This is a genomic window from Erythrobacter sp. WG, from assembly GCF_026586795.1.
GTDB lineage: Bacteria > Pseudomonadota > Alphaproteobacteria > Sphingomonadales > Sphingomonadaceae > Erythrobacter.
This window is the reverse complement of record NZ_JAPFGY010000017.1, coordinates 1-20,777: the sequence shown is the minus strand read 5'-3', so window position 1 is coordinate 20,777 and position 20,777 is coordinate 1. Positions and strand designations below refer to the sequence as shown.

At 68.4% G+C, this 20,777-nt stretch carries 20 protein-coding genes and 1 tRNA gene; 11 read left to right on the top strand and 10 right to left on the bottom strand.

The genetic code is table 11. The annotated features are described in order from the left end of the window. Window positions 1-14 precede the first annotated feature (14 nt). Genes OPU67_RS10075 through OPU67_RS10065 form a run of 3 tightly spaced genes read right to left on the bottom strand, consistent with a single transcriptional unit; the run spans window position 15 to window position 1,311 of the window. Entirely contained in the window at window positions 15-599 is a 585-nt protein-coding gene (locus OPU67_RS10075; RefSeq protein ID WP_267619407.1) for an RNA polymerase sigma factor, read from the bottom strand. Continuing rightward, the gene (locus OPU67_RS10070; RefSeq protein ID WP_267619406.1) at window positions 596-1,018 is read right to left on the bottom strand and encodes a Spy/CpxP family protein refolding chaperone; all 423 of its coding nucleotides are present in this window, start codon (window positions 1,016-1,018) and stop codon (window positions 596-598) included. Before OPU67_RS10070 ends, OPU67_RS10075 begins: the two co-directional genes overlap by 4 nt. 14 nt (window positions 1,019-1,032) lie before the next feature. After that, on the bottom strand, window positions 1,033-1,311 hold the full coding sequence (locus OPU67_RS10065) for a hypothetical protein (RefSeq protein ID WP_267619405.1): 279 nt from the start codon (window positions 1,309-1,311) through the stop codon (window positions 1,033-1,035). A gap of 814 nt (window positions 1,312-2,125) precedes the next feature. Between OPU67_RS10065 and OPU67_RS10060 the strand changes: the two genes are divergently transcribed. The 6 genes from OPU67_RS10060 (at window position 2,126) to OPU67_RS10035 (ending at window position 10,023) form a co-directional block, all read left to right on the top strand. Next, on the top strand, window positions 2,126-2,683 hold the full coding sequence (locus OPU67_RS10060) for a hypothetical protein (RefSeq protein ID WP_267619404.1): 558 nt from the start codon (window positions 2,126-2,128) through the stop codon (window positions 2,681-2,683). A gap of 131 nt (window positions 2,684-2,814) precedes the next feature. Beyond that, a complete protein-coding gene (locus OPU67_RS10055) occupies window positions 2,815-4,935 on the top strand; it encodes a TonB-dependent receptor family protein (protein WP_267619403.1) in 2,121 nt (706 codons plus the stop codon). 11 nt (window positions 4,936-4,946) lie between these two features. Continuing rightward, window positions 4,947-6,587: a PepSY-associated TM helix domain-containing protein gene (locus tag OPU67_RS10050; protein ID WP_267619402.1), complete on the top strand. Its 1,641-nt coding sequence runs from the start codon at window positions 4,947-4,949 to the stop codon at window positions 6,585-6,587. A 211-nt stretch (window positions 6,588-6,798) separates the two neighbouring features. After that, complete coding sequence (locus tag OPU67_RS10045; protein ID WP_267619401.1) at window positions 6,799-8,148, top strand: metal-dependent hydrolase family protein; 1,350 nt, start codon at window positions 6,799-6,801, stop codon at window positions 8,146-8,148. After that, the gene (locus OPU67_RS10040; RefSeq protein ID WP_267619400.1) at window positions 8,145-8,891 is read left to right on the top strand and encodes a hypothetical protein; all 747 of its coding nucleotides are present in this window, start codon (window positions 8,145-8,147) and stop codon (window positions 8,889-8,891) included. Before OPU67_RS10045 ends, OPU67_RS10040 begins: the two co-directional genes overlap by 4 nt. Before the next feature lie 31 nt (window positions 8,892-8,922). Next, on the top strand, window positions 8,923-10,023 hold the full coding sequence (locus tag OPU67_RS10035; RefSeq protein ID WP_267619399.1) for a calcium:proton antiporter: 1,101 nt from the start codon (window positions 8,923-8,925) through the stop codon (window positions 10,021-10,023). Between the two features lie 89 nt (window positions 10,024-10,112). Here the strand turns inward: OPU67_RS10035 and OPU67_RS10030 are convergent. The 4 genes from OPU67_RS10030 to OPU67_RS10015 form a co-directional block, all read right to left on the bottom strand. Continuing rightward, window positions 10,113-10,188, bottom strand: a tRNA-Thr gene (locus OPU67_RS10030). A 61-nt stretch (window positions 10,189-10,249) separates the two neighbouring features. Then, on the bottom strand, window positions 10,250-11,137 hold the full coding sequence (locus OPU67_RS10025) for a hypothetical protein (RefSeq protein ID WP_267619398.1): 888 nt from the start codon (window positions 11,135-11,137) through the stop codon (window positions 10,250-10,252). Then, window positions 11,134-11,490: a hypothetical protein gene (locus tag OPU67_RS10020; protein ID WP_267619397.1), complete on the bottom strand. Its 357-nt coding sequence runs from the start codon at window positions 11,488-11,490 to the stop codon at window positions 11,134-11,136. The genes OPU67_RS10025 and OPU67_RS10020 overlap by 4 nt, the downstream gene beginning before the upstream one ends. Beyond that, window positions 11,487-12,800 (bottom strand): replication-associated recombination protein A, encoded by a 1,314-nt coding sequence (locus OPU67_RS10015; RefSeq protein ID WP_267619396.1) that lies wholly within the window; start codon window positions 12,798-12,800, stop codon window positions 11,487-11,489. The genes OPU67_RS10020 and OPU67_RS10015 overlap by 4 nt, the downstream gene beginning before the upstream one ends. Before the next feature lie 119 nt (window positions 12,801-12,919). Between OPU67_RS10015 and OPU67_RS10010 the strand changes: the two genes are divergently transcribed. Beyond that, window positions 12,920-13,573 (top strand): PadR family transcriptional regulator, encoded by a 654-nt coding sequence (locus OPU67_RS10010; RefSeq protein WP_267619395.1) that lies wholly within the window; start codon window positions 12,920-12,922, stop codon window positions 13,571-13,573. Window positions 13,574-13,649: 76 nt separating this feature from the next. Continuing rightward, window positions 13,650-14,087: a hypothetical protein gene (locus OPU67_RS10005; RefSeq protein WP_267619394.1), complete on the top strand. Its 438-nt coding sequence runs from the start codon at window positions 13,650-13,652 to the stop codon at window positions 14,085-14,087. Between the two features lies 1 nt (window position 14,088). On the opposite strand, the gene OPU67_RS10000 is transcribed toward OPU67_RS10005, so the two are convergent. Next, window positions 14,089-15,276, bottom strand: a complete 1,188-nt coding sequence (locus OPU67_RS10000) for a glycosyltransferase family 4 protein (protein ID WP_267619393.1) — start codon at window positions 15,274-15,276, stop codon at window positions 14,089-14,091. A 165-nt stretch (window positions 15,277-15,441) separates the two neighbouring features. Between OPU67_RS10000 and OPU67_RS09995 the strand changes: the two genes are divergently transcribed. The 3 genes from OPU67_RS09995 (at window position 15,442) to OPU67_RS09985 (ending at window position 19,671) form a co-directional block, all read left to right on the top strand. Continuing rightward, complete coding sequence (locus OPU67_RS09995) at window positions 15,442-16,620, top strand: phosphoserine transaminase (protein ID WP_267619392.1); 1,179 nt, start codon at window positions 15,442-15,444, stop codon at window positions 16,618-16,620. Between the two features lie 125 nt (window positions 16,621-16,745). After that, window positions 16,746-18,332 (top strand): phosphoglycerate dehydrogenase, encoded by a 1,587-nt coding sequence (gene serA, locus OPU67_RS09990; RefSeq protein WP_267619391.1) that lies wholly within the window; start codon window positions 16,746-16,748, stop codon window positions 18,330-18,332. Window positions 18,333-18,543: 211 nt separating this feature from the next. Continuing rightward, window positions 18,544-19,671 (top strand): ATP phosphoribosyltransferase regulatory subunit, encoded by a 1,128-nt coding sequence (locus tag OPU67_RS09985; protein ID WP_267619390.1) that lies wholly within the window; start codon window positions 18,544-18,546, stop codon window positions 19,669-19,671. Window positions 19,672-19,687: 16 nt separating this feature from the next. On the opposite strand, the gene OPU67_RS09980 is transcribed toward OPU67_RS09985, so the two are convergent. Continuing rightward, window positions 19,688-19,834: a hypothetical protein gene (locus OPU67_RS09980; protein WP_267619389.1), complete on the bottom strand. Its 147-nt coding sequence runs from the start codon at window positions 19,832-19,834 to the stop codon at window positions 19,688-19,690. A gap of 119 nt (window positions 19,835-19,953) precedes the next feature. Next, window positions 19,954-20,777 (bottom strand): alpha/beta hydrolase (locus OPU67_RS09975; RefSeq protein WP_267619388.1); only part of this gene is annotated, 824 nt, incomplete at its 5' end.

Sequence of the window (20,777 nt, the reverse complement as noted above, 5' to 3'; positions counted from 1 at the left end):
GCGCGGCACACCCCTCAAAATTTCTTTCGCCCACCCTCGTTTGCCAGAAGCTCACTGAGCTTGCTGCGCGCTCGATAGAGCCGCGTTTCGACCGCTTTTTCGCTGATACCAAGCACGTCGGCTGTCTCAGCCTGACCAAGGTCCTCGACGGTTCGCAGGATCAAGGTTTCGCGCAATCGTGCCGGCAGCCGCACTATTGCTGCATTGACCCGCGCGAGCTCGGCGCGGTCGGCCGCCTGCACGTCTGGCGCGATAGTATCGTCGGGCATGTCATGGGCCGCATCGATCTGAGCTGTGCGCCACAGCATCGTGCGCAGCCGGCGTCTGCGCCCCCAATCGCGGCATTTGTTGAGCGCAATCCGCCTGAGCCAGGTCAGAATCGGCCGTGAACGATCGTAACGATCAAGTGCCGAAAATGCGGCAATAAAGGTGTCCTGTGTAAGATCGAGCGCCTCTTGCGCGTCACCGGTCGAAGCACGGATGAAGCGGTAGATCGGCTCGCGGTAGCGGGCGAGCAGCTCCCGGTAGGCATCCTGCCGTCCGATGAGCGCCAGTGCCACCACCTCGGCATCGCTACCCTCGGCAAGCGGGAGGCTCACTTCGTATCAGGGGCGAGAGCCTTGGTCACAGCCCGGTCAAATGCCGCGGCCTGATCGGGCCTCAAAACGGAGCGCATTTCGAAGAGGTGTTCGAGCGTTTCCTTCTGCATCTCGCCCATGACGTGGTGCGTGTGATCGACGGCTGCTGTGACTTCGGGGCCGTAGCCGTGCTCAGCCTCCATGGCTTCGGCCAGATGCGCATTGGCCGCCCTCATATCGAGCTCCAGCGCCTTGCGGCGTGTTGCAAAACGCTGCTCGATTGCATCGATCTTCGCCGCCTGCGCTGCGTCCAGGTCGAGGTCGCCGTGCAGCAATGCATGTAGCTCAGTCTCGCTTTGCCTGCCATTGTTGATCAACTTCTGACCCAAAAAGGTTCCCGCAAACGCGGCAGTGAAGGCGACCACGATGAGCAATGCCAACCACGCAGGTCTCGTCACGGATGAACATCCAGAAGATTTGAGGGTGCGAGGGGATTGTCGGAGGCAAAAGGCGAGAGCGCCTGTGCCTGTGCAGGCGGTCCCGTCACAAGCCCACCGGTAGTCAGGCCCAGGAACAAAGCAAAGGCCCCAGCAAAGAATGTCGCGCGCTTGCTAAACGATGCTTCGCGGCGCTGCGCGGCAAACCCTGCGATAACTGCATCGTCAATGAGCTCGAGGCCCGCAGGAACGGGCAAGCTTGCGAGTTGTCGCAGGGATGAATCAAGTTCGGACACAGGCAATCTCCGTGTTGCACGTGTTCTATACGCAAGCGATGCGCCCGCCCCTCAGAAAAAATGGATATCGCTGCATCGGTCGGATCGCAGAGCGTGATCGCCAGACGGCTTCGCAGCGCGCGGATAACCGGTTTTGGCAGGAGCAGCCATTCGCTTCCAAGCTAGCGAACGACCTAATCTGGGTCGAGACCTGCCGTCTTCGAGTGGCTGTTCGATCGACAGGGTACCGTTTAATCCTTCGCGAAACACGCGATTAACCATTCAGTCTGATTGCGGGTCCCATCGGAATGAAGCTAAGCTAAGCTCACCTCATTTCGGGACAGCTGTTTCACTGCCGCGAGGGCTGAGAATACAGCTCCGAGTCCCTAAAAAGGCATCGAACCAACACCTTAGTGAGTCCCTCTGGGCCTTTTTCGGTCCTTTCGGAAATTCTCGATCACGTAAGTGCCTGATTCAAAAGTGTCCAATATGGATTTTTCGAGTCCTCTTCTGGCACCATTTCCGGTCGAAGCTGGGCATTGAGCCCCGCAGTTTCGCGAGAGCAGCTGCGCCGTAGGCGAAGGCGTTGGTCTCGCCTTCGATCTTGATCCTTTCCCCGGCGCGGAGTGTCTTCACGAGGGCGTGAACGATCTTGTGGTGCGCTTTCAAATCGCCCCGGTCGGTTGCTGCCTGACGACCTTCCCGAACCTCGTGGCGGCTGCTGAGTGTCCAGCACCGGCCTTGCCCGCCACAGACCGCGTCCATCGGGAATTTCGATGCACGACGGCATCGACTTTTTCTTTCGTGGGTCGCTCGGATCACCTATGGGGCCGCGGTGATACGCCGCCGTTCCGCCCGGCACCCCAATGTGCTCCTGCTGCTCGCTGCCCTGGCGGCGGTGCTGCAATGGGTCGTGCCACATGGCTGGATGGTCGGCTCGGACGGGTTGCTGGTGCCTTGCCCGAGCGTCTCGCCTGGCCTGGCGGGGATGCGGCGGGCCGAGGCCGAGCGGCCCGTCGACCCGGTGCCCGCCTCCACACAGCACGAGGCCCATGGGCATCATGGGCACCATGCGATGGCCGAGATGCCGGACGCGGCGTCCGGCGCAGCACATGATCGCCATCCCGCTTCGCACGCCGCCGCCAGCCCCGTCGCCGATCCTGCGCCCGACGCCGATCATTCCGGGCACGCCGAACACGCGGGCGATGCCAGCGCGCTGTGCGACTTCGCGGCGCTCGGCGCGCCCGTCCTGCTTCCGGGCCCGCCGGACCTGCTGCTGCCGCCCCCTCCGGCGATCGTGCTGGGGTCCGCCGCTGTCCCGAGCATCGTCCCCGGCCGCGGCCTTGCCGCACCGCCACCGCCGTCCACCGGGCCGCCCTCCATCCCAGCCTGATCCAGCCTGAGCCGCGCTGTGCCCTCGGGGCATGGCGGGGTTCGTCATAATTGCCGCCCGGTATTTCCGGGCACGCCGGTGCTGCCCGCACACGCGGAGCGGCCCCGGTGGATCATTCCTTGGGATTGAACATGAACGCTGCCATCCTTCGGCGCTCGCTGCTGAGCGCCACCATGCTTGCCGTCAGTGCAGGCGCATTCCACGCTCCTCTCCACGCCCAGGGCATCGGCCAGCGGCAGGACGAGATCATCGTCACCGCCGCAGCGCCGGGAACCCCGACTGCCCCCACACCCGAAGCCGCGCGCAAGGAGCTCGAGCGGGTGCCCGGCGCCACCGGCCTCGTCGAGGACGAGGGCTTCGCCGACATCTTCGCCCAGTCGATCGGCGATGTGCTCGAACTCACCCCGGGCGTCTTCGCCGACACCAGCGCCCAGCGCGAGAGCCGGATTTCGATCCGCGGCTCGGGGCTCAACTCCAGCTTCGAGCGGCGCGGGCTCACCGTGCTGCGCGACGGGGTGCCGATCAGCCGCGCATCGGGCGCGACCGAGTTCCAGGAAGTCGACCCGCTCACCATCCGCTACATGGAGGTGTTCAAGGGCGCGAACGGGCTGCGCTACGGCGCGGCATCGCTGGGCGGCGCGGTCAATATCGTCAGCCCCACCGGCCGGACGGCACGCGCACCGATTGCGCTGCGGGCCGAGGGGGGGAGCTTCTCCACCTTCCGTGGTAATGCGTCCGTTTCCGGCAAGAGCGGCGACGTGGACTACTGGGGCGGGATCACCGGCCTCACCAGCGACGGCTACCGCGAGCACAGCGACGTGCGCAGCCTCTATGGCCATGCCAATCTCGGCTGGCGGGTGTCCGACCGGGTCGAGACGCGTTTCTATGTCACCGCATTGTCGGACAACTTCGAGCTGGCAGGCAGCCTGCGCCTTGCCGATGCGCTCGCCAATCCGCGTGCGGCCGGACGCCCGGTCAGGGCGGGGCCGGTGGTCATCGATCCCGGCCCCGTGGCCGACGATTGGGACCGCAACCTCGATGTTTACCGTGTGTCGAACCTCACGGTGATCGATGTGGGCGGCGCGACCCTCGACCTCGGCGCATGGTATGCGCGCCGCAATCTCGACCATGCGATAACCCGCCTCGCCGGGATCATCGCGCAGGGCGAGGACGAGGTGGGCGGATCGGTGCGGCTGTCCGGCAGCCTCCCCTTCCTCGCCGCGCAGAGCCGCTGGCAGCTGGGCGCGATCTACGCGACGTCGAGCAACGATGCGAAGACCTTTGCCAACAATTTCGGCCAGCGCGGTGCGCTGCGCACCCGTTCGGATCAGGACGCCGACACGCTGACCGTCTACGGCGAAGCCGATCTCGGGCTGACCGACGAGGTGACGCTTGTCGCCGGCGGGCAATTTGCGCGGGCGACGCGCGATGTGACCGCGGTCCTCAATGCGGTCACGGGGCGGGGTGTATACAGCCAGTTCAACCCCCGCATCGGCCTGCTGGTGGATGCCGCACCCGACGTGCAGGTGTTCGGCAATATCAGCCGCAGCTTCGAGCCGCCGAGCCTTGCCGACCTGACCAGCGGCGGGGCCTTCCCCTTCGCGCCTCTGGCGCCCCAGCGCGGGACCACTTTCGAGATCGGCACGCGCGGGCAGAAGGGGATCGTCTCGTGGGACATCGCGCTCTACCGGGCGGAGCTGGAGAACGAGTTTCTCGACCTTGCCGTCCCCGGAGCGCGCGGCCTCGTCACCGTGACGAGCAACGCGGGCCGCACCATGCACCAGGGGCTGGAGTTCGGACTTGATGTAAGGCCCTTCAAGGCGGCGCTGGAGGCGCGGGGACAATCGCTGCGGCTGAGCGCGGCCTACACCTTCAACGACTTCCGCTTCGATGGGGACGCGGTCTATGGCGATAACCGCCTTGCCGGGGTGCCGCGCCATGTGCTGATCGCGGAAGGGCGGTTCGACCAGCTGGAGAGGTTCTACCTCTCGGGCACGTTGCGCTGGATCCCGCAAGGCCCTTGGGCGGACTACGCCAACACCGAAAGGGCGCCCGGCTACGCGACCGTTCAGGTCACCGCCGGGGTAAGCCTCGCCAAGGGAATCGAGCTGTTCGGGTCGGTCGAGAATCTGTTCGACGAGCGGTTCATCTCCAACGTCACCACCAACGCCAACCAGCGGCTCACGAACGAGGCGCTCTACACCCCCGGTCAGGGCCGCGCCTTCTTCGGCGGCCTGCGGGCGGCATTCTGAGGAAGCCCATGATGAGCACGAAAAACACGCTCGCGCGCTGGAGCAATTCCAAGCACGCGTGGCTCGCGCTGGTGGCCGGGATCAGCCTCCTCATCTGGGGCGTTTCGGGCCTCACCCATATCGCGATGGTGCTGTTCGGCCCGCAGCAGGCGGTGTTCATGCCGCCGCCTGCGAGGGTCGCGCTGGACGACGCGCGGCCGATCGCCGAGACGCTTGCCGAGCACGGCATCGCCAAGGCCTCGGCGGTCAAGACCGTCGCCGCGCCCGGTGGCGGGGTGCTGTGGCAGGTGACGACCGAGCCGATGGGGCCGCGCCGCTACTTCCGCCCCGCGGACGGCAGCGAGGTCAGGGATGGGGACAAGGCCCAGGCCGAGTTCCTCGCCCGGCACTACCTCGCCACCGACCGCGCGCTCACCTCGGCGCGGCTCCAGACCGGGTTCGACGACGACTATCCGTGGGTCAATCGCCTGCTCCCGGTGTGGAAGCTGACCTTCGCGGGCGACGACGGGCTCACGGCCTATGTCCACACCGAAAGCGCCAGCCTCGCTGCGGTGAACACCACCGGCAAGGAGCGCCTGCAAGCGGTGTTCCGCACGCTGCACACCTGGGAGTGGGTGCCCGAAAGCATGGACTGGCTACGGGTCGTGGTGATCGCCGTCATGGTCGGGAGCCTGCTCGCGATGGCGCTGACCGGCATCGCGCTGCTCGTGACGGTGCGCCGCAGGAAACGGGCCCCCGGCGCGCGCGGCTGGCACCGCATCGCCGGCTACGTGCTGGCGCTGCCGCTGATCATGTTCTCGGTCTCGGGGCTCTACCACCTTGTCCAGTCGGCGCTGGTCACCCCGCAGAGCCAGCTGCGGATGGGCGCCCCGATCGACGTTGCGAGCGGCAAGTGGCCTCTCGAGCGCGACTGGGCGGCGCTGGCGAAGGACCGCGACATCGCCGCGGTCTCGCTGGTCGAAGGGGGCGACGGCAGGCCGCTCTACCGCATCGCCCTTGCGCCGAAGGGTCCGATGGGCGGCGGGGAGCATGACCATGGCGCAGGCGGCGGGGCCAAGCCCGCCCACGGCATGGCAGGGCACGATCATGCTGCGATGATGGCGGCGCAGGCTAAGGCCCCCACCACGCCAGCGGAGATCCGCGAGGCGCGCTTTGCCGGGATCAAGCCCGATGGCCCTGCGATCTACCTCGACGCCGCCACCGGCGCGGTCGCACCGGAGAGCGACAAGGAACTGGCCCGCGCCATCGCCCGTCGCTTCACCGGCGCCCCGGACAGCACAATCGCTCGCGTGGAGCTCGTCACCCGCTTCGGCCCCGATTACGACTTCCGCAACAAGCGCCTGCCCGTCTGGCGGGTGGACTACACCGACCCGGTCGATGCGACACTCTTCGTCGATACCGGCGCGGGCGTGCTCGTGGACCGGGTCGCGGGCTGGGAGCGGCCGGAGCGCTATGTCTTCAGCTTCGTCCACAAGTGGAACTTCCTGTTCCCCATCGGCCGCATCGGCCTCAACGTGGTGGTCGGCATCTTCGCGATCGCGCTCATCGGTTTCATGGCTGGCCTGGGCCTCAGGATGGACCTCAAGCGCCGCCTGCGCGGGCGGGCCGGCACACCTTCAGCCGTGCAGGCCACCGGCAAGGCCAGGTCCTGAACGATCGACCTGGCGCCCCAAGCCCCTGCGCCGCGGGGGCTTGGGGCAAATGCCGGGTGGCGGGGCCGATCACATCCACCAGGTGGCACATCGCCGAGCGCGTGCAGATCACGCCGGGATCGCGCGTTCGTCCGTGCCTATTCTAATCTATGTGTTTGCCCCAAGCTGCCTTCCGGCGCATGGAGGGTTCTGAAAGCAAAAGGGGAAATCCATGGGGCTCAAATCGCTTGCAGGCGCCGTCGCCGCGCTGATCGGGGCTGTGCTCCACCCCGCGGGAGCATCGCTGCACGCGCAGGAGGGCCCGCGCGAGATCGTGTTCCGCGACGTGCGGGTGTTCGATGGCACCTCCGACAAGCTCTCCGGCGCCACCACGGTGGTGGTGCGCGGCAACACCATCGCCGCGATCGGAGCGGAGGCCGGGCCGCAGGGCGAGGACCCCGTCATCATCGAGGGGCGCGGGCGCACGCTGATGCCCGGCATGATCGACAACCACGTGCACATGATGTTCAACAGCCTCAGCCCTGCGCAGATGGCCGCGCCCGACATGGGGCTCGAAAAGATCATGCAGCTCTCGGCAGGGCAGGCGCAGGCGATGCTGCTGCGCGGCTTCACGGCGGTGCGCGACGTGGGCGGGCCGTCCTTCGAATTGAAGCGCTTGATCGACAGCGGGAAGATCAGGGGGCCGCGGATCTGGCCCTCGGGTCCGATGATCTCGCAGACCTCGGGCCATGCCGACCTGCGCGGCCCGACCGAGCCCTCGCGCCGCTTCTCGGGCAAGATGAGCAAGGCCGAGGAAGTCTGGGCGAGCGTCATCGCCGACGGGCGCGACGAGGTGCTGACCGCGGTGCGCGAGAACCTCAGGATGGGTGCGAGCCAGATCAAGATCGCCGCAGGCGGGGGCACGAGCTCCGAATACGACCCGCTTGACGTAACGCAATACACGCTCGACGAGATGAAGGCGGCGGTTGACGCGGCCGGCGACTGGAACACCTACGTCACGGTCCATGCCTATCACCCCAAGTCGGTGCGTCGCGCGATCGAGGCCGGGGTCAAGGTGATCGAGCACGGCAACCTCCTCGACGAGCCGACGCTGAAGCTGATGGCCGACAAGGGCATCTGGCTGTCCGGCCAGATGCTGGTCGAATCCACCGAGGCGATGGACCCCAAGCGGCGCGAGAAAAGGAAGCCCGTGATCGAAGGACAGAAGATCGTCTGGCCGATTGCAAAGCGCCTCGGCGTGAAGCTCGCCTGGGGCACGGACTTCCTGTTCGAGCCCGACCTGAACGCCCAGCAGAACGCCTACATCCTCAGGCTGAAGCCGTTCTTCACCCCGGCCGAGCTGCTCAGGCTGGTGACCTCGCAGAACGCCGAGCTTCTGGCCCTTTCGGGCCCGCGCACGCCCTATCAGGGCAAGCTTGGCGTGGTTGCGGAAGGGGCGCTGGCCGATCTCATCCTCGTCGAGGGCGATCCGCTCGCGAATATCGACCTGATCGGCGATCCGGCCAGGAACTTCGCGGTGATCGTGAAGGACGGGGTGATCGTCAAGGGAGGCAAGCCATGAGCCGCCCGCTCATCGCATCGGCCGGTGCGCTGCTGTGGGCTGCCGCGCCCGTCGCCGCACAGGACACGGCAGAGCGCGAGCCGACCAACGCCGCGCAGATCACCGTCTACGGCTGGCTCGCCGGGGCGACCGGCGCGTTCCGGCCCTTCGCGGGCGCGCCGACGATCGGCTTCGACGATTCCTTCGGGGAAGTGCTGGGCGATCTCGACGCAGCCTTCTTCGCCAACGCGCTGGTGCGCCGCGACCGCTTCGTGGCCACGGCCGACATCTCCTATGCTGCCCTGTCGCGCGAGGGCCGGGTGCCGCCGGGCATTCCAGCCGAAGGCAAGATCTCGCAGCTCGCGATCACCGCGCTCGCCGGGGTCCGGGCGGAAGACAGCGAGGCGCTGACGGTGGACCTCCTCGCCGGCGCGCGGCTGTGGAACCTCGACGGACGCATCGCCGTGCCGCTCGCGGGCGTCGCCGTGGCTCCGGGCAGGACCTTCGTCGACCCGGTGATCGCCGCCCGTCTGGGCGCACCGATCGCGCCGCGCCTGTCGGCGCTGCTCCAGGCCGACCTCGGCGGCTTCGGGGTGGGCTCGGACCTCACCTATCAGCTCACCGGCACGCTCAACTACCGCGCCTCCGATCGCTTCGTCCTTTCGGGCGGGTGGCGCCACCTGCATCTCGACTATGCGCGCGGCGGCACCCGCTTCGAGGGAAGCCAGACCGGCCCGATCATCGGTGTCACCCATCGTTTCTGAACGCGAAGCGGACGCGGCGGAGGGGCGCCCCGTGGCAGGTGTGGCCATCGCGACACCGCTGTGGACGCTGATTGCGCCGGTGCTGGCCCTCGCCATGGGCCTTGCGGGCGAATTTGCCTGGCATGGCGATGTCCCGCCGGTCCTGCTGATCGCCGCCATCCCCGTGCTTTTCGCCGCGGTCTTCGCGACCGTTCACCATGCCGAGACCATCGCGCACCGCATCGGGCAGCCGTTCGGCTCCATCATCCTGGCCCTCGCGGTGACGATCATCGAGGTGTCGCTGATCGTCTCGGTGCTGCTAGCCTCCCCGGGCGGAGAAAGCGCGGTCGCGCGCGACACGGTGTTCGCGGCGATCATGATCGTGCTCAACGGCATCGTCGGCCTCAGCCTGCTGGTCGGCGGGTTGCGCCATCACCGGCAGAACTTCCAGCCGGCCAGCGCGGGGGCGGCGCTCGGGGTGCTCGGGACCCTCGCGGTGCTGTGCCTGGTGTTGCCCAACTACACCGTCGCTGTGCCCGGCCCGGTCTACAGCCCGGTGCAGCTGACCTTTGTGGCGACGGTTTCGTTGATGCTCTACGGGATTTTCCTCTACGTCCAGCTGGCGCGCCACAGCGATGATTTTCTCGACGTCCCGCTGCACGGCGACATCCCCGCCGCGGACGCGCAGGTGGTCGGGTCGGCGGCGATGCGTGCCGCGTGCCTTGCGCTGCCGGTCGCGCTGCTCGGCGTGGTGCTGCTCGCCGAGACCCTGGCGACGGCGGTCGAGCGCGGCATCGCGCAGGCGGGGCTGCCCGAGGCGCTGGTCGGGATCGCCATCGCGCTCGTCGTGCTGATGCCGGAGGGCATCGCCGCGCTGCGGGCCGCACGGGCGAACCGGCTTCAGACGAGCCTCAACCTTGCGCTGGGATCGGCGCTTGCAAGCCTGTGCCTCACCATTCCCACGGTCGCCATCGTCTCGCTGGCGCTGGGGCAGAAGCTGGTGCTCGGCCTCGACGCGGAGCTCACGGTGCTGCTGGTGCTGACGCTGTTCATGAGCTCGATCACCCTCGCCACCGGGCGGACGACGGTGCTCCAGGGCGGCGTTCACCTCGTGATCTTCGCGGCCTTCCTGATCCTCGCCGCCGAGCCCTGAGGCGGCCCGCGCCGGCGATGCGATGGCCCCCCGCGCGACGGCGCGCGGCCTCTATCGCGGCATTGATCGGAGCGCATCGGAGAAGGGGATGGTGCCGGCTGCAGGGATCGAACCCGCGGCCCCCTGATTACAAATCAGGTGCTCTACCATCTGAGCTAAGCCGGCTATCCGGCTTGCGCCCTAACCTCAAACGTGCCCGCCCTCAAGTGGCGGAGCGGTAGGGCGACTACAAGGCGCCGAAGGTCCAGCCCTCGGTGCGCGCCACCTCTGGGGTGAGGGTGGGCGGGTGCCACAGGTCGCGCTCGCCATGCACGCGGCGCAGCCACGCGGCGGTGAGCAGCGCATCGGACGCATGATCGTCGATCGGGCCGGTGCCGGGGACGGGGGGCGAGCCGAGCGCGGCGAGGGCATCGTTCAGCGCCTCGAAGCTGCGCAGCTTGGTCGCCCCGCCGCGCACGCCGCCGAGCCGTGCCGCCATGGCGGTGTAGATCTCGGTCACGACCGAGCCTTCGGCCGGCAGCGGGTCGACCGGCCATACCGGCACGCGGCCGGCGAGGCGGTGGAGCATCCGCATCCCCGTCAGGCTCGACTTGCCGACCTGTGCCGCGCCCACGAGGTTGAAGTTGCTCACCGGCCGCACGCCCTGCGCGCGCTGGGCGGCTTCGGCGACGCGGAAGCGTCCCTCGCGGGTGACGGCGCCGGGGAGGAGGAAGCGGTCGCCGGTCGCGCCCGCGCCGTGGCGGAAATAGCGCGAGGCCTCGGGGTGGGTGACGAAGCCGCCGGCCTCGCCATGCGGATCGGCGGCGCACAGGCGGTCGATCAGCGCCCACAGCCCGCGCGCGTCGGCGGGCGAGGCGTCCCAGCCGGGGAAGAAGGCGCCGGCATCGGCGTGCGGCAGGCCGATGCCGAGGTCGAGCCCGACCAGCGTCGCTCCGGGCAGATCGCACAGCAGCGCCAGCACTTCGGCGCGCGCCCAGCCTGCCGGGTGGGGCGGGGCGACCAGCACCGGCGGCCCCCCTTCGGCAAGCGCCACCGCAAGCGCGATGCCCTTCTGGCGCGGCCCCCTCGCGCCCGACCAGTCGACGGCGAGGAAATGCGTGAAGCGCCCCGTCATCGCCGGCGCTTTCCCGGCGGCGGCAGCGCGGCGGCCTGTTCGTGCGCCTGGGCGATCATCGCGCGCACCCGTTCGGGATCGGGGCTGTCGAAGCGCACCAGCACCGCCGGATACCCTTCGTAATGCGGGGTCTGCCAGAAGGTCTCCGGCGCGCTCGCCATCAGCATTTCGGCGGTGGCGATGTCGATGTGGAGCACGAAGGAGTTGCCCGGCTCGCGGCCCGTGCCGAGGATCGCGCGGCCGTTCGCCGCCAGCTTCACGGCGGGCTTGCCGTAGCTCGTCGAAAGCTCGGTGCCCGGAAGGGTCAGCGCGAAGTCGCGCGCCGCCTCCCAGCTGTCCAGCGCTGCGCTCATCCCCGCTCGCTCCTCAATTTGTCCCAATAGTCGAGCCGCTTCCTCACCTCGCGCTCGAAGCCGCGTTCCACGGGCACGTAGAACTGCGCCGGTGCCATCCCGTCCGGCCAGTAGTTATCGCCCGAAAAGCCTTCGACCGCGTCATGATCGTAGGTGTAGCCTTCGCCATAGCCGAGGGTCTTCATGAGCTTGGTCGGCGCGTTCAATATGTTGGCCGGCGGGGCGAGGCTGCCGGTCTCCTTGGCCGCCTTCCACGCGGCCTTCTGTGCCATGTAGGCGGCGTTCGATTTGGGCGCGGTGGCGAGGTAGAGGCAGGCCTGCACCAGCGCCAGATCCCCCTCGGGACTGCCCAAGAAGCGGTAGGCCTCCATCGCCGCCATGCATTGCGGGAGCGCCTGAGGATCGGCCATGCCGATATCCTCCACCGCCATGCGCACCAGCCGCCGCGCGAGGAACAGCGGTTCCTCCCCCGCCACCAGCATCCGCGCCAGCCAGTAGAGCGCCGCCTGCGGGTCGCTCCCGCGCACGGATTTGTGGAGCGCGCTGATGAGATTGTAGTGCCCATCGCGGTCCTTGTCGTAGACCGCGACCCGGCGCTGCAAGAAGCTCCCGAGACCCGCAGGGTCGAGGGCCTCCTTCAGCTCTGCCGCATACAATGTCTCGGCCTGCCCCAGCAGGAAGCGCCCGTCTCCGTCGGCCTGCGCGATCAGCGCGGCGCGCGCCTCTGCGGTGAGGGGGAGGGGGCCCTCCAGCCCTTCCGCCTTCGCCAGCAGCGCCCCTAGCGCGGCCTCGTCCAGCCGGTTCAGCACCAGCACCTGCGCGCGGCTGAGGAGCGCGGCGTTCAAGGCAAAGCTCGGGTTCTCGGTGGTCGCCCCCACCAGCGTCACCACCCCGCGCTCGACGAAGGGCAGGAATCCGTCCTGCTGCGCGCGGTTGAAGCGGTGGATTTCGTCCACGAACAGGAGCGTGCGCTTGCCGGCCTTCGCCATCCTCTCGGCCTCGGCGAAGGCCTGCTTCAAGTCCGCCACGCCCGAAAAGACCGCGCTGATCGCGGCATAGCGCATCCCCACGGCATCGGCGAGCAGGCGGGCGATGCTCGTCTTGCCGGTGCCCGGCGGGCCCCACAGGATCATGCTGGCGAGGCGCCCGGCCGCCACCATCCGCCCGATCGCGCCTTCGGGTCCGGTGAGGTGCTCCTGCCCCACCACCTCGGCGAGCGTCCCCGGCCGCAGCCGGTCGGCGAGCGGTGCGTCCTGGGGCGTCACCGCGCGCGCGGCCTCGGGGGCGTCTTGTCCGAACAGGTCAGCCATTCATCGGTCCAGATAGGACATCGGGCGGAAAAGGGAACCGCCGCGCGGTGTCGCACTTGAAACGATAGGTCTGCGATATATCTTTGGCGTATCGCAGACATATTCAAGGAAGACTGACGATGACCTGGAACCGGTATGGCCGCGGCAGCGGCTGGGAGAAATTCGCCGAGACGATGGCGATGATGGCGATGAACGGAAACTTCAACGTCGGCCCCGGTCCCGGGCCGGGCATGAAGATGCGCTGGCGCTATGACAGCGAGGAGGGTGAAGGCGCCGAGGAAGGGCGCGGCGAGCCCGGGCGGCGCGGGCGCCGCGGGCGGATGTTCGGCCAGGGCGAGCTGCGCCTCGCGCTGCTGGCGCTGATCGCGGAGAACCCCTCGCACGGCTACGAGCTCATCAAGGCGATCGAGGAGATGACCGGCGGCGCCTATGCCCCGAGCCCGGGCGCGGTCTATCCCACGCTCCAGCTGCTCGAAGACGAGGGCGCGATCGAGGAGGCCGAGGCCGAGGGCGCCAAGAAGCCCTTCGCCGTCACCGACAAGGGCCGCGAGGAGCTGGAGGAGCGCGAAAGCGAGGTCGCGGGCCTGATGCGCCGCCTCGGCCGCCACGGGGAGCGGACCACCACCGTGCGCTCGCACGACGTGTTCCGGGCGATGGGCAACCTCGGCTCGGTGCTCAGGAACCGTGCGCGGGCGGGCAAGCTCGACGAGCGCACCATCAATGAGATCGTCGACATGATCGACGAGATGGCCAAGCGCATCGAGCGGCTCTGAACGCCCGCATTGCACGCGGCGCAACTTTCGCTATGTTCCTCCCCGTCCGGCGCGGTCCGGGCGGGGAGGCACGCGCATGACGGGACCAAGGCTCGGCCAGCCGCAGACACCCTGGCACCTGTGGGTGGTCGGCGCGGTGACGCTGCTGTTCAACCTGCTCGGCATCACCAGCTACCTGATGACCAAGCTCGATATGCTCGATCAGACCGCCATGACGGCCGAACAGATCGCCTTCATGGAAAGCTATCCCGCCTGGGCGACCGCGTTCTGGGCGCTGGGGGTGTGGGGCGCCTTTGCCGGGTCGGTGCTGCTGCTGTTTCGCTCCCGGATTGCGGTTGCGGCGATGGTCGCGGCCCTGATCGGGCTGGTCGGCGTGACGGTCGCCGAAAGCTTCGTGCTGGACGTGCCGAGCGCGATGCGCACCCCGCTGCCGCTTAAGGCGACGATCTGGCTGGTGACGCTGTACCTGCTCGCCTACACCCGGCGCATGGCTGGCACGGGCGTGCTGCGCTAGATCAGCGCGCCGGGGCGGGCTTGAGGCCGCGCCGTTCCGCGACCAGATCGACGTAGATATCCGCGACCGCCGCATTGATCGCGTCCCAGCCATAGTCGCAGGCGCGCGTCTCGCCTGCCGCGCCGTGGGCCGCGCGCAGCGCCGGGTCGGTGCAATAGGCGGCCAGCGCGTCGGCATAGGCGGCCGCATCGCCCGGCTTGCCGGTGGCCGGCACCAGCCGCCCGGTCACCCCGTCGGCGACGATGCTGGCGCTGCCCGTCGCGCGTGCGGCAACCACCGGCAGGCCGCTCGCCATTGCCTCGAGGGTGACGTTACCGAAAGCTTCGGTGACGGACGGGTTGAAGAACACGTCGCCGCTGGCGAGCGCCTGGCCCAACGCCTCGCCGGTGCGGAAGCCGGCGAAGATCGCACCCGGTAACTGGCCCTCGAACCATTCGCGCGCCGGGCCGTCGCCGATCACCAGCACCTTGTGGGCGATGCCGCGCCGGGTCAGTTCGGCGATGGTCCCGGCGAAGACGTCGAGCCCCTTTTCCATCACCAGCCGCCCGAGGAACACGATCGCCACGTCATCGTCCGCGATGCCGTGTTCGCGCCGCCATTCGCCATCGCGCCGGGCGGAGGAGAAGATCGTGCGGTCCACGCCCCGGCTCCACAGCCCGATGCGGGTGTGCATCCCCGTCGCGCGCAGCTCGTCAATGGTCGATTGCGACGGCGCGACCAGCGCGTCGCAGCGGTTGTAGTAGCGCTTCAGCAGCTTGACGATCAGCGGCTCGAGGAAGCCCGCCCCGTAGTAGCGCGGGTAGGTCTCGAAGCGGGTATGGACGCTGGCGAGCACCGGCAGCCCGCGCGCGCGCGCCCATTTGAGTGCCGCGTGGCCGCCCGGATCGGGCGAGGAGAGGTGGAGGATATCGGGGGCGAAGGCGGCAAGGTCGCGCTCGACCTCGGGGCCGAGGCCCCGCGCGATGCGGTATTCGCCGCGCCCCTTGATGGGGAAGGCGAAGCTCGGCAGGCTGACGAGATCGCCGGTGGGCGGAAAGGCGGGCTCGGGGATGGTCGGCGAATAGACGCGCACCGTCGCGCCGCGCGCGAGCAGCGATCCGACCAGCCGGTTAAGCGCCTGGTTCGCCCCGTCGCGGACGTAGTTGTAATTGCCGCTGAACAGGGCGATGCGAAGATCAGAGATGTCCATGAGGCCGCCCGTTTAGGCGAGACCTGCAAGTTTTGCGAGACCCTTGTGCCCGACCCGAGGGATGAGGGCCGGGTTTCTTCATTGACTTGTCATCCAGCCTCACTACAGCGGCCGACGGGCCACGCGGTCCCAACGCCGCGCGTGCTCTCTGCAAGGAGAGAATACATGACTGACTATGTTCGCGGGCTCGCGCACGAGCCTTCGCTGAAGCCTGAGCGCCCCTTCTTTTCCTCGGGCCCCACGGCAAAATTCCCCGGCTGGTCGCTGGATAAGCTGAAAACCGAATCGCTTGGCCGCTCGCACCGTTCGAGCCTCGGCAAGGCGCGGTTGAAGTATGCGCTCGACCTCTCCCGCGAACTGCTCGGCATTCCCGACGACTACCTGATCGGCATCATGCCCGCCTCGGACACCGGCGCGATCGAGGCTGCCATGTGGTCGATGCTCGATCCCGCGAGGCCGGTGACGGTCGCGGCGTGGGAAAGCTTCGGCAATGTCTGGATCCAGGATGCGGTCAAGCAGCTGAAGCTGCCGAACCTCCAGGTGCTGACCGCGGACTACGGCCAGATCCCCGATCTCACCACCATCCCGCAGCGCAACGACGTGGTGTTCACCTGGAACGGCACGACGAGCGGCGCGAAGATCCCCAACACCGACTGGCTCGAAGCCGGTCGCGAGGGCGTGACCATCAATGACGCCACCAGCGCGATCTTCGCGATGGAGATGGACTGGGCCAAGCTCGATGCCACGACCTATTCGTGGCAGAAGGTGATGGGCAGCGAAGCCCAGCACGGGATGCTGATTTTGAGCCCCAAGGCGGTCGAGCGGATCGAAAGCTACGATCCGGCATGGCCGCTGCCCAAGCTGTTCCGCATGAAGAAGGGCGCCAAGCTCAACCGCGGGATTTTCGAGGGCGAGACGATCAACACCCCCTCGATGCTCGCCACCGAGGATTACATCGCGGCGCTCGAATGGGGCAAGGCGATCGGCGGCCGCAAGGCGCTGATCGAGCGGGCGAACGCCAACGCGAAGATCGTCAAGGACTGGATCGAGGCGACCCCGTGGCTGCGCAACATGGCCAGCGACCCGGCGCTCCAGACCAACACCGGCGTGTGCATGGTCTTCCAGGGCGACTGGTACGAGAGCCTCTCGGACGAGGACAAGGCGGGCGTTCCCAAGAAGATCGTCAAGCTTCTGGAAGAACGCAACGTCGGCTTCGACTTCAACGGCTACCGCGATGCGCCGCCTTCTTTACGCATCTGGTGCGGCTCGACCGTCGAGCAGGAGGATCTGAAGCGCCTGCTGCCGTGGATCGAATGGGCCTACGAGAAGGTCAAGAACGGCTGAGGCCGTCCGCCTGAGTTCAGCGCCTCCCCGGCCGCAGAGCCGGGGCCACGCTTTCCTTTTCCCATGCCCGCCAGCGAAGCGGGGCCCCGGATCAAGTCCGGGGAGACGAGTGGAAGGTATTTGAAATGACCCGTCCCAAAGTTCTCATCAGCGACAAGATGGACCCCAACGCCGCCCGGATCTTCGAGGAGCGCGGTTGCGATGTCGATGTCATCACCGGCGAAACCCCGGAACAGCTCGCCGCGCGCATCCATGAATATGACGGCCTCGCGATCCGGTCTTCGACCAAGGTGACCAAGGCGATCCTCGATGCCGCCCCCCGCCTCAAGGTCATCGGCCGCGCCGGCATCGGGGTGGACAATGTCGACATCCCCTACGCCTCCTCGAAGGGCGTGGTGGTGATGAACACCCCCTTCGGCAATTCGATCACCACCGCCGAGCACGCCATCGCTCTGATGTTCGCGCTCGCCAGGCAGATCCCGGAAGCCAATGCCCAGACCCAGGCGGGCCAGTGGCCCAAGAGCGGGTTCATGGGGGTGGAACTCACCGCCAAGACCCTCGGCCTGATCGGCGCGGGCAACATCGGCTCGATCGTGGCGAGCCGCGCGCTCGGCCTCAGGATGAAAGTCATCGCTTATGATCCCTTCCTCACCGAGGACCGCGCGATCGAACTGGGCATCGAGAAGGTCGATCTCGACACCCTGCTGACCCGCGCCGATTTCGTCACGCTCCACACCCCGCTGACCGAGGAGACCCGCAACATCTTGAGCCGCGAGCGGCTCGAGAACGCCAAGAAGGGCATCCGCATCATCAACTGCGCCCGCGGCGGACTGATCGACGAGGCGGCCTTGAAAGACTGTCTCGAGAGCGGCCAGGTCGCGGGCGCGGCCCTGGACGTGTTCGAGACCGAGCCGCCGGCCGCCGATCACCCGCTGTTCGGCGCGCCCAACTTCATCTGCACCCCGCACCTTGGCGCCAGCACCAATGAAGCGCAGGTCAATGTCGCGTTCCAGGTCGCCGAGCAGATGGCCGATTACCTCGTCAACGGCGGGGTGACCAACGCCCTCAACGTGCCGAGCCTGTCGGCGGAGGAAGCCCCCAAGCTCAAGCCCTACATGGCGCTCGCCGAAAAGCTCGGCAGCCTCGTCGGCCAGCTCGCCCACGGCAACCTGACGCAAATCGGCATCGAACGCGAGGGCGCCGCGGCAGACCTCAACGGCAAGCCGATCACCGCCGCCGTCCTCGCGGGCTTCATGCGCCGCTATTCGGACACGGTGAACATGGTCAACGCGCCCTTCCTCGCCAAGGAGCGCGGGCTCGAGGTCGCAGAAGTCCGCCACCAGCGCGAGGGCGCCTTCAACACCCTCGTGCGCGTCACCGTCGAGACCGCACAGGGGCCGCGCTCGGTTGCGGGCACGCTGTTCGGCACGGAAGCGCCGCGGCTGGTCGAGATCTTCGGCATCGGCATCGAAGCGGACCTTGCGGGCCACATGCTCTACATCGTCAACGACGACAAACCGGGCTTCATCGGCCGCATCGGGACGCTGCTGGGCAGCCATGGCATCAACATCGGCACCTTCAACCTCGGCCGCCGCGCGGCGGGCGGGGAGGCGGTGCTGCTGCTGAGCCTCGACGAGGCGCTGACCCCCGAGGTGATCGCCGAGGCCGAGAAGCTGGAAGGCGTGAAGCTGGTCAAGGCGCTGGCGTTCTGAGATCGGCGCAGGCCCACCCTGCTGCGACGAGCCTCGCCGGCGGCTCGGCAAGTCTCGCTCCTCTCCCGCAAGCGGGAGGGGTAGCCAGCGCCTGAAGCCCCCCTCCCGCTTGCGGGAGGGGGTGATCGGAGGCACGTGACTCCGATGAGGGGTGGGCCCCGCAAGGCAAGCCCCTTCACCCCGCGCCCATACCCCGCTAAGCGCAGCCCCGATGACCAAGCCCAACGATCTCCTCCCCGAAGGCCTCGAGGATCGCCTGCCGCTGGAAGCTGCGCGGATCACGGCGGCGATGCGCGCCGCGCTCGACGTGCTCTTCGCCCACGGCTACGACCGGGTGCGCCCGCCGCTGCTCGAATTCGAGGCCGCGCTGGTGGGGCGGATGGCCGGGGTGACGGTTGGCGAGAGCAGCACCATGTTCCGGCTCGTCGATCCGGCGTCCCTGCGCACCCTCGCGCTGCGCAGCGACATGACCCCGCAGGTGGGGCGTATCGCCTCCACGAGCCTTGCCGCCGCGCCGCGCCCGCTGCGCCTTGCCTATTGCGGCGATACGGTGGTCATCAAGGCAAGCCAGCTCGATCCCGCGCGCGAGCGGCTGCAACTGGGCGCCGAGCTGATCGGCGCGGATTCGGTCGCGGCGGCGAGCGAGGCGGTGATGCTCGCGATCGAGGCGCTGAAGGCCGCGGGGCTGACCGGCATCGCGGTCGATTTCACCCTTCCGGACCTCGTCGACACGCTGGCCGGAGTCGATGGTCTTGGGCCATTCCCTCTTGCCCCCGAACAGATCGAGGGTGTCCGGCGCGAGCTCGACACCAAGGACGCGGGCGGCCTCAAGGCGGCGGGTGGGGCGGCCTATCTGCCGCTGCTCTATGCCACCGGGCCGCTCGAGGGGGCTCTGCGCAAGCTTCGGGAGGTGGATGCGGGCGGGGCGCTCAAGTCGCGGCTCGATGCCCTCGAAGCGATCGCTGCGCAGATCGGCGATGCGGCAACGATCACCCTCGACCCGACCGAACGCCATGGCTTCGAATACCAGTCGTGGTTCGGCTTCACGCTCTATGCCGAGGGCCTGCGCCGGGCGGCGGGGCGGGGCGGGACCTACCGGATCGCCGGGAGCGAGGAGCCCGCGACCGGCTTCACCCTCTATCTCGACCGCCTCGCCGATGCCGCGCCTCAGCCCGAGCCGGTGCGGATGGTGTACCTGCCCGCGGGCCACGACCGCGCGGCGGCCGCTGCGCTGCGCTTCGAGGGCTGGCGCACGCTCGCGCAGTTGTCGCCGGACGAGGACCCGAGGACGCTCGGCTGCGGCTATGTGCTGACAGGCGCGGAGCCGGTCGCGCTCTGACCTGCGACGCGGCGCCTCAGGCGAACAGCGCTGCGCCGATGTCCCTGCCGCCCCAATACCCGATCCGGAAGGCCGCAAGGCCGATGGCGACGATCAGCGAGCCGATCATCAGGTCGCGCGCGGTGATCGCGGCATCCGGGGCGGGGTCCTTGTCGTGCGGCATCGGCATCCTTTCGCGCGGCAAATTACGGCCTCTGTGGGCTGGGATCGTGCAAAACCGGGAGGCCATGTCAAGCGACGGGTCTGGGGCCGTCGGACGCGTCTGGCGCTGTCGCCGGCGGCTCAGGACGTGCCGAACACCTTGCGCAGCCACGCGTCCATGACGGGGGTGGCGGGGTAATCGGGCTCGCCCAGCTTGCGGTTGATCTCGGCATGGCCCCTCAGCCCCTCGCCCGGGAAGCCCGCGATCTCGACCTGCGTCCCGCCGCGCTTCAGTGCCTCGGCGAGGGCCTTGGCCTGTGCGGTGCCATCGGGGCGCTGGACGTGGAGGAGGAGGAAGGCGGGCGCATTGGGCGCGGCGGCGTGATGGGTAGGCGAAAGCGCCTTCTGCCGCGCCGGATCGGTGCCGAAGGCCTGGGCGTAGGTTTCGCCCATCAGCGGCGCGCCGATCTCGACCTGCCGCGGCACGTCGTAGGCCGCGCCGTCGTTGGGCATGACCCCGCGAAGGTCCGCGAAGGAGAGGCCCGCCCCCTTGAGGTAACGCTCGTCGGTCCCGACCAGCGCGACGAGGTGGGCGCCGGCCGAGTGCCCGGTCAGCACCACGCGGCTCCTGTCGATGCCGAGTGCGTCGGCGCGTTTCAACACGTAGGCGAGCGCGGCAGCGACATCGGCAGCCTGCTCCTCGACGGTATTCTTCGGCACCAGCCGATAGTCGATCGAAGCGAAGGCGTAGCCCTGCGCGACGAGGTGCGCCGGGAGCGCGCGGCTCACCGCATTATCCTTGGAGCCGCGCTTCCATCCCCCGCCGTGGACGAACAGGACGAGCGGCGCCTTTGCCGCCCCGGAAGGCACCCACAGGTCGAGCCCCTGGAGGCTGTCGGGCCCGTAGGCGAGGGTTTGCGGTGCCGGGGCGGCGGTCGCTGTGCCGCGCGGGGCAGCATCGCCGC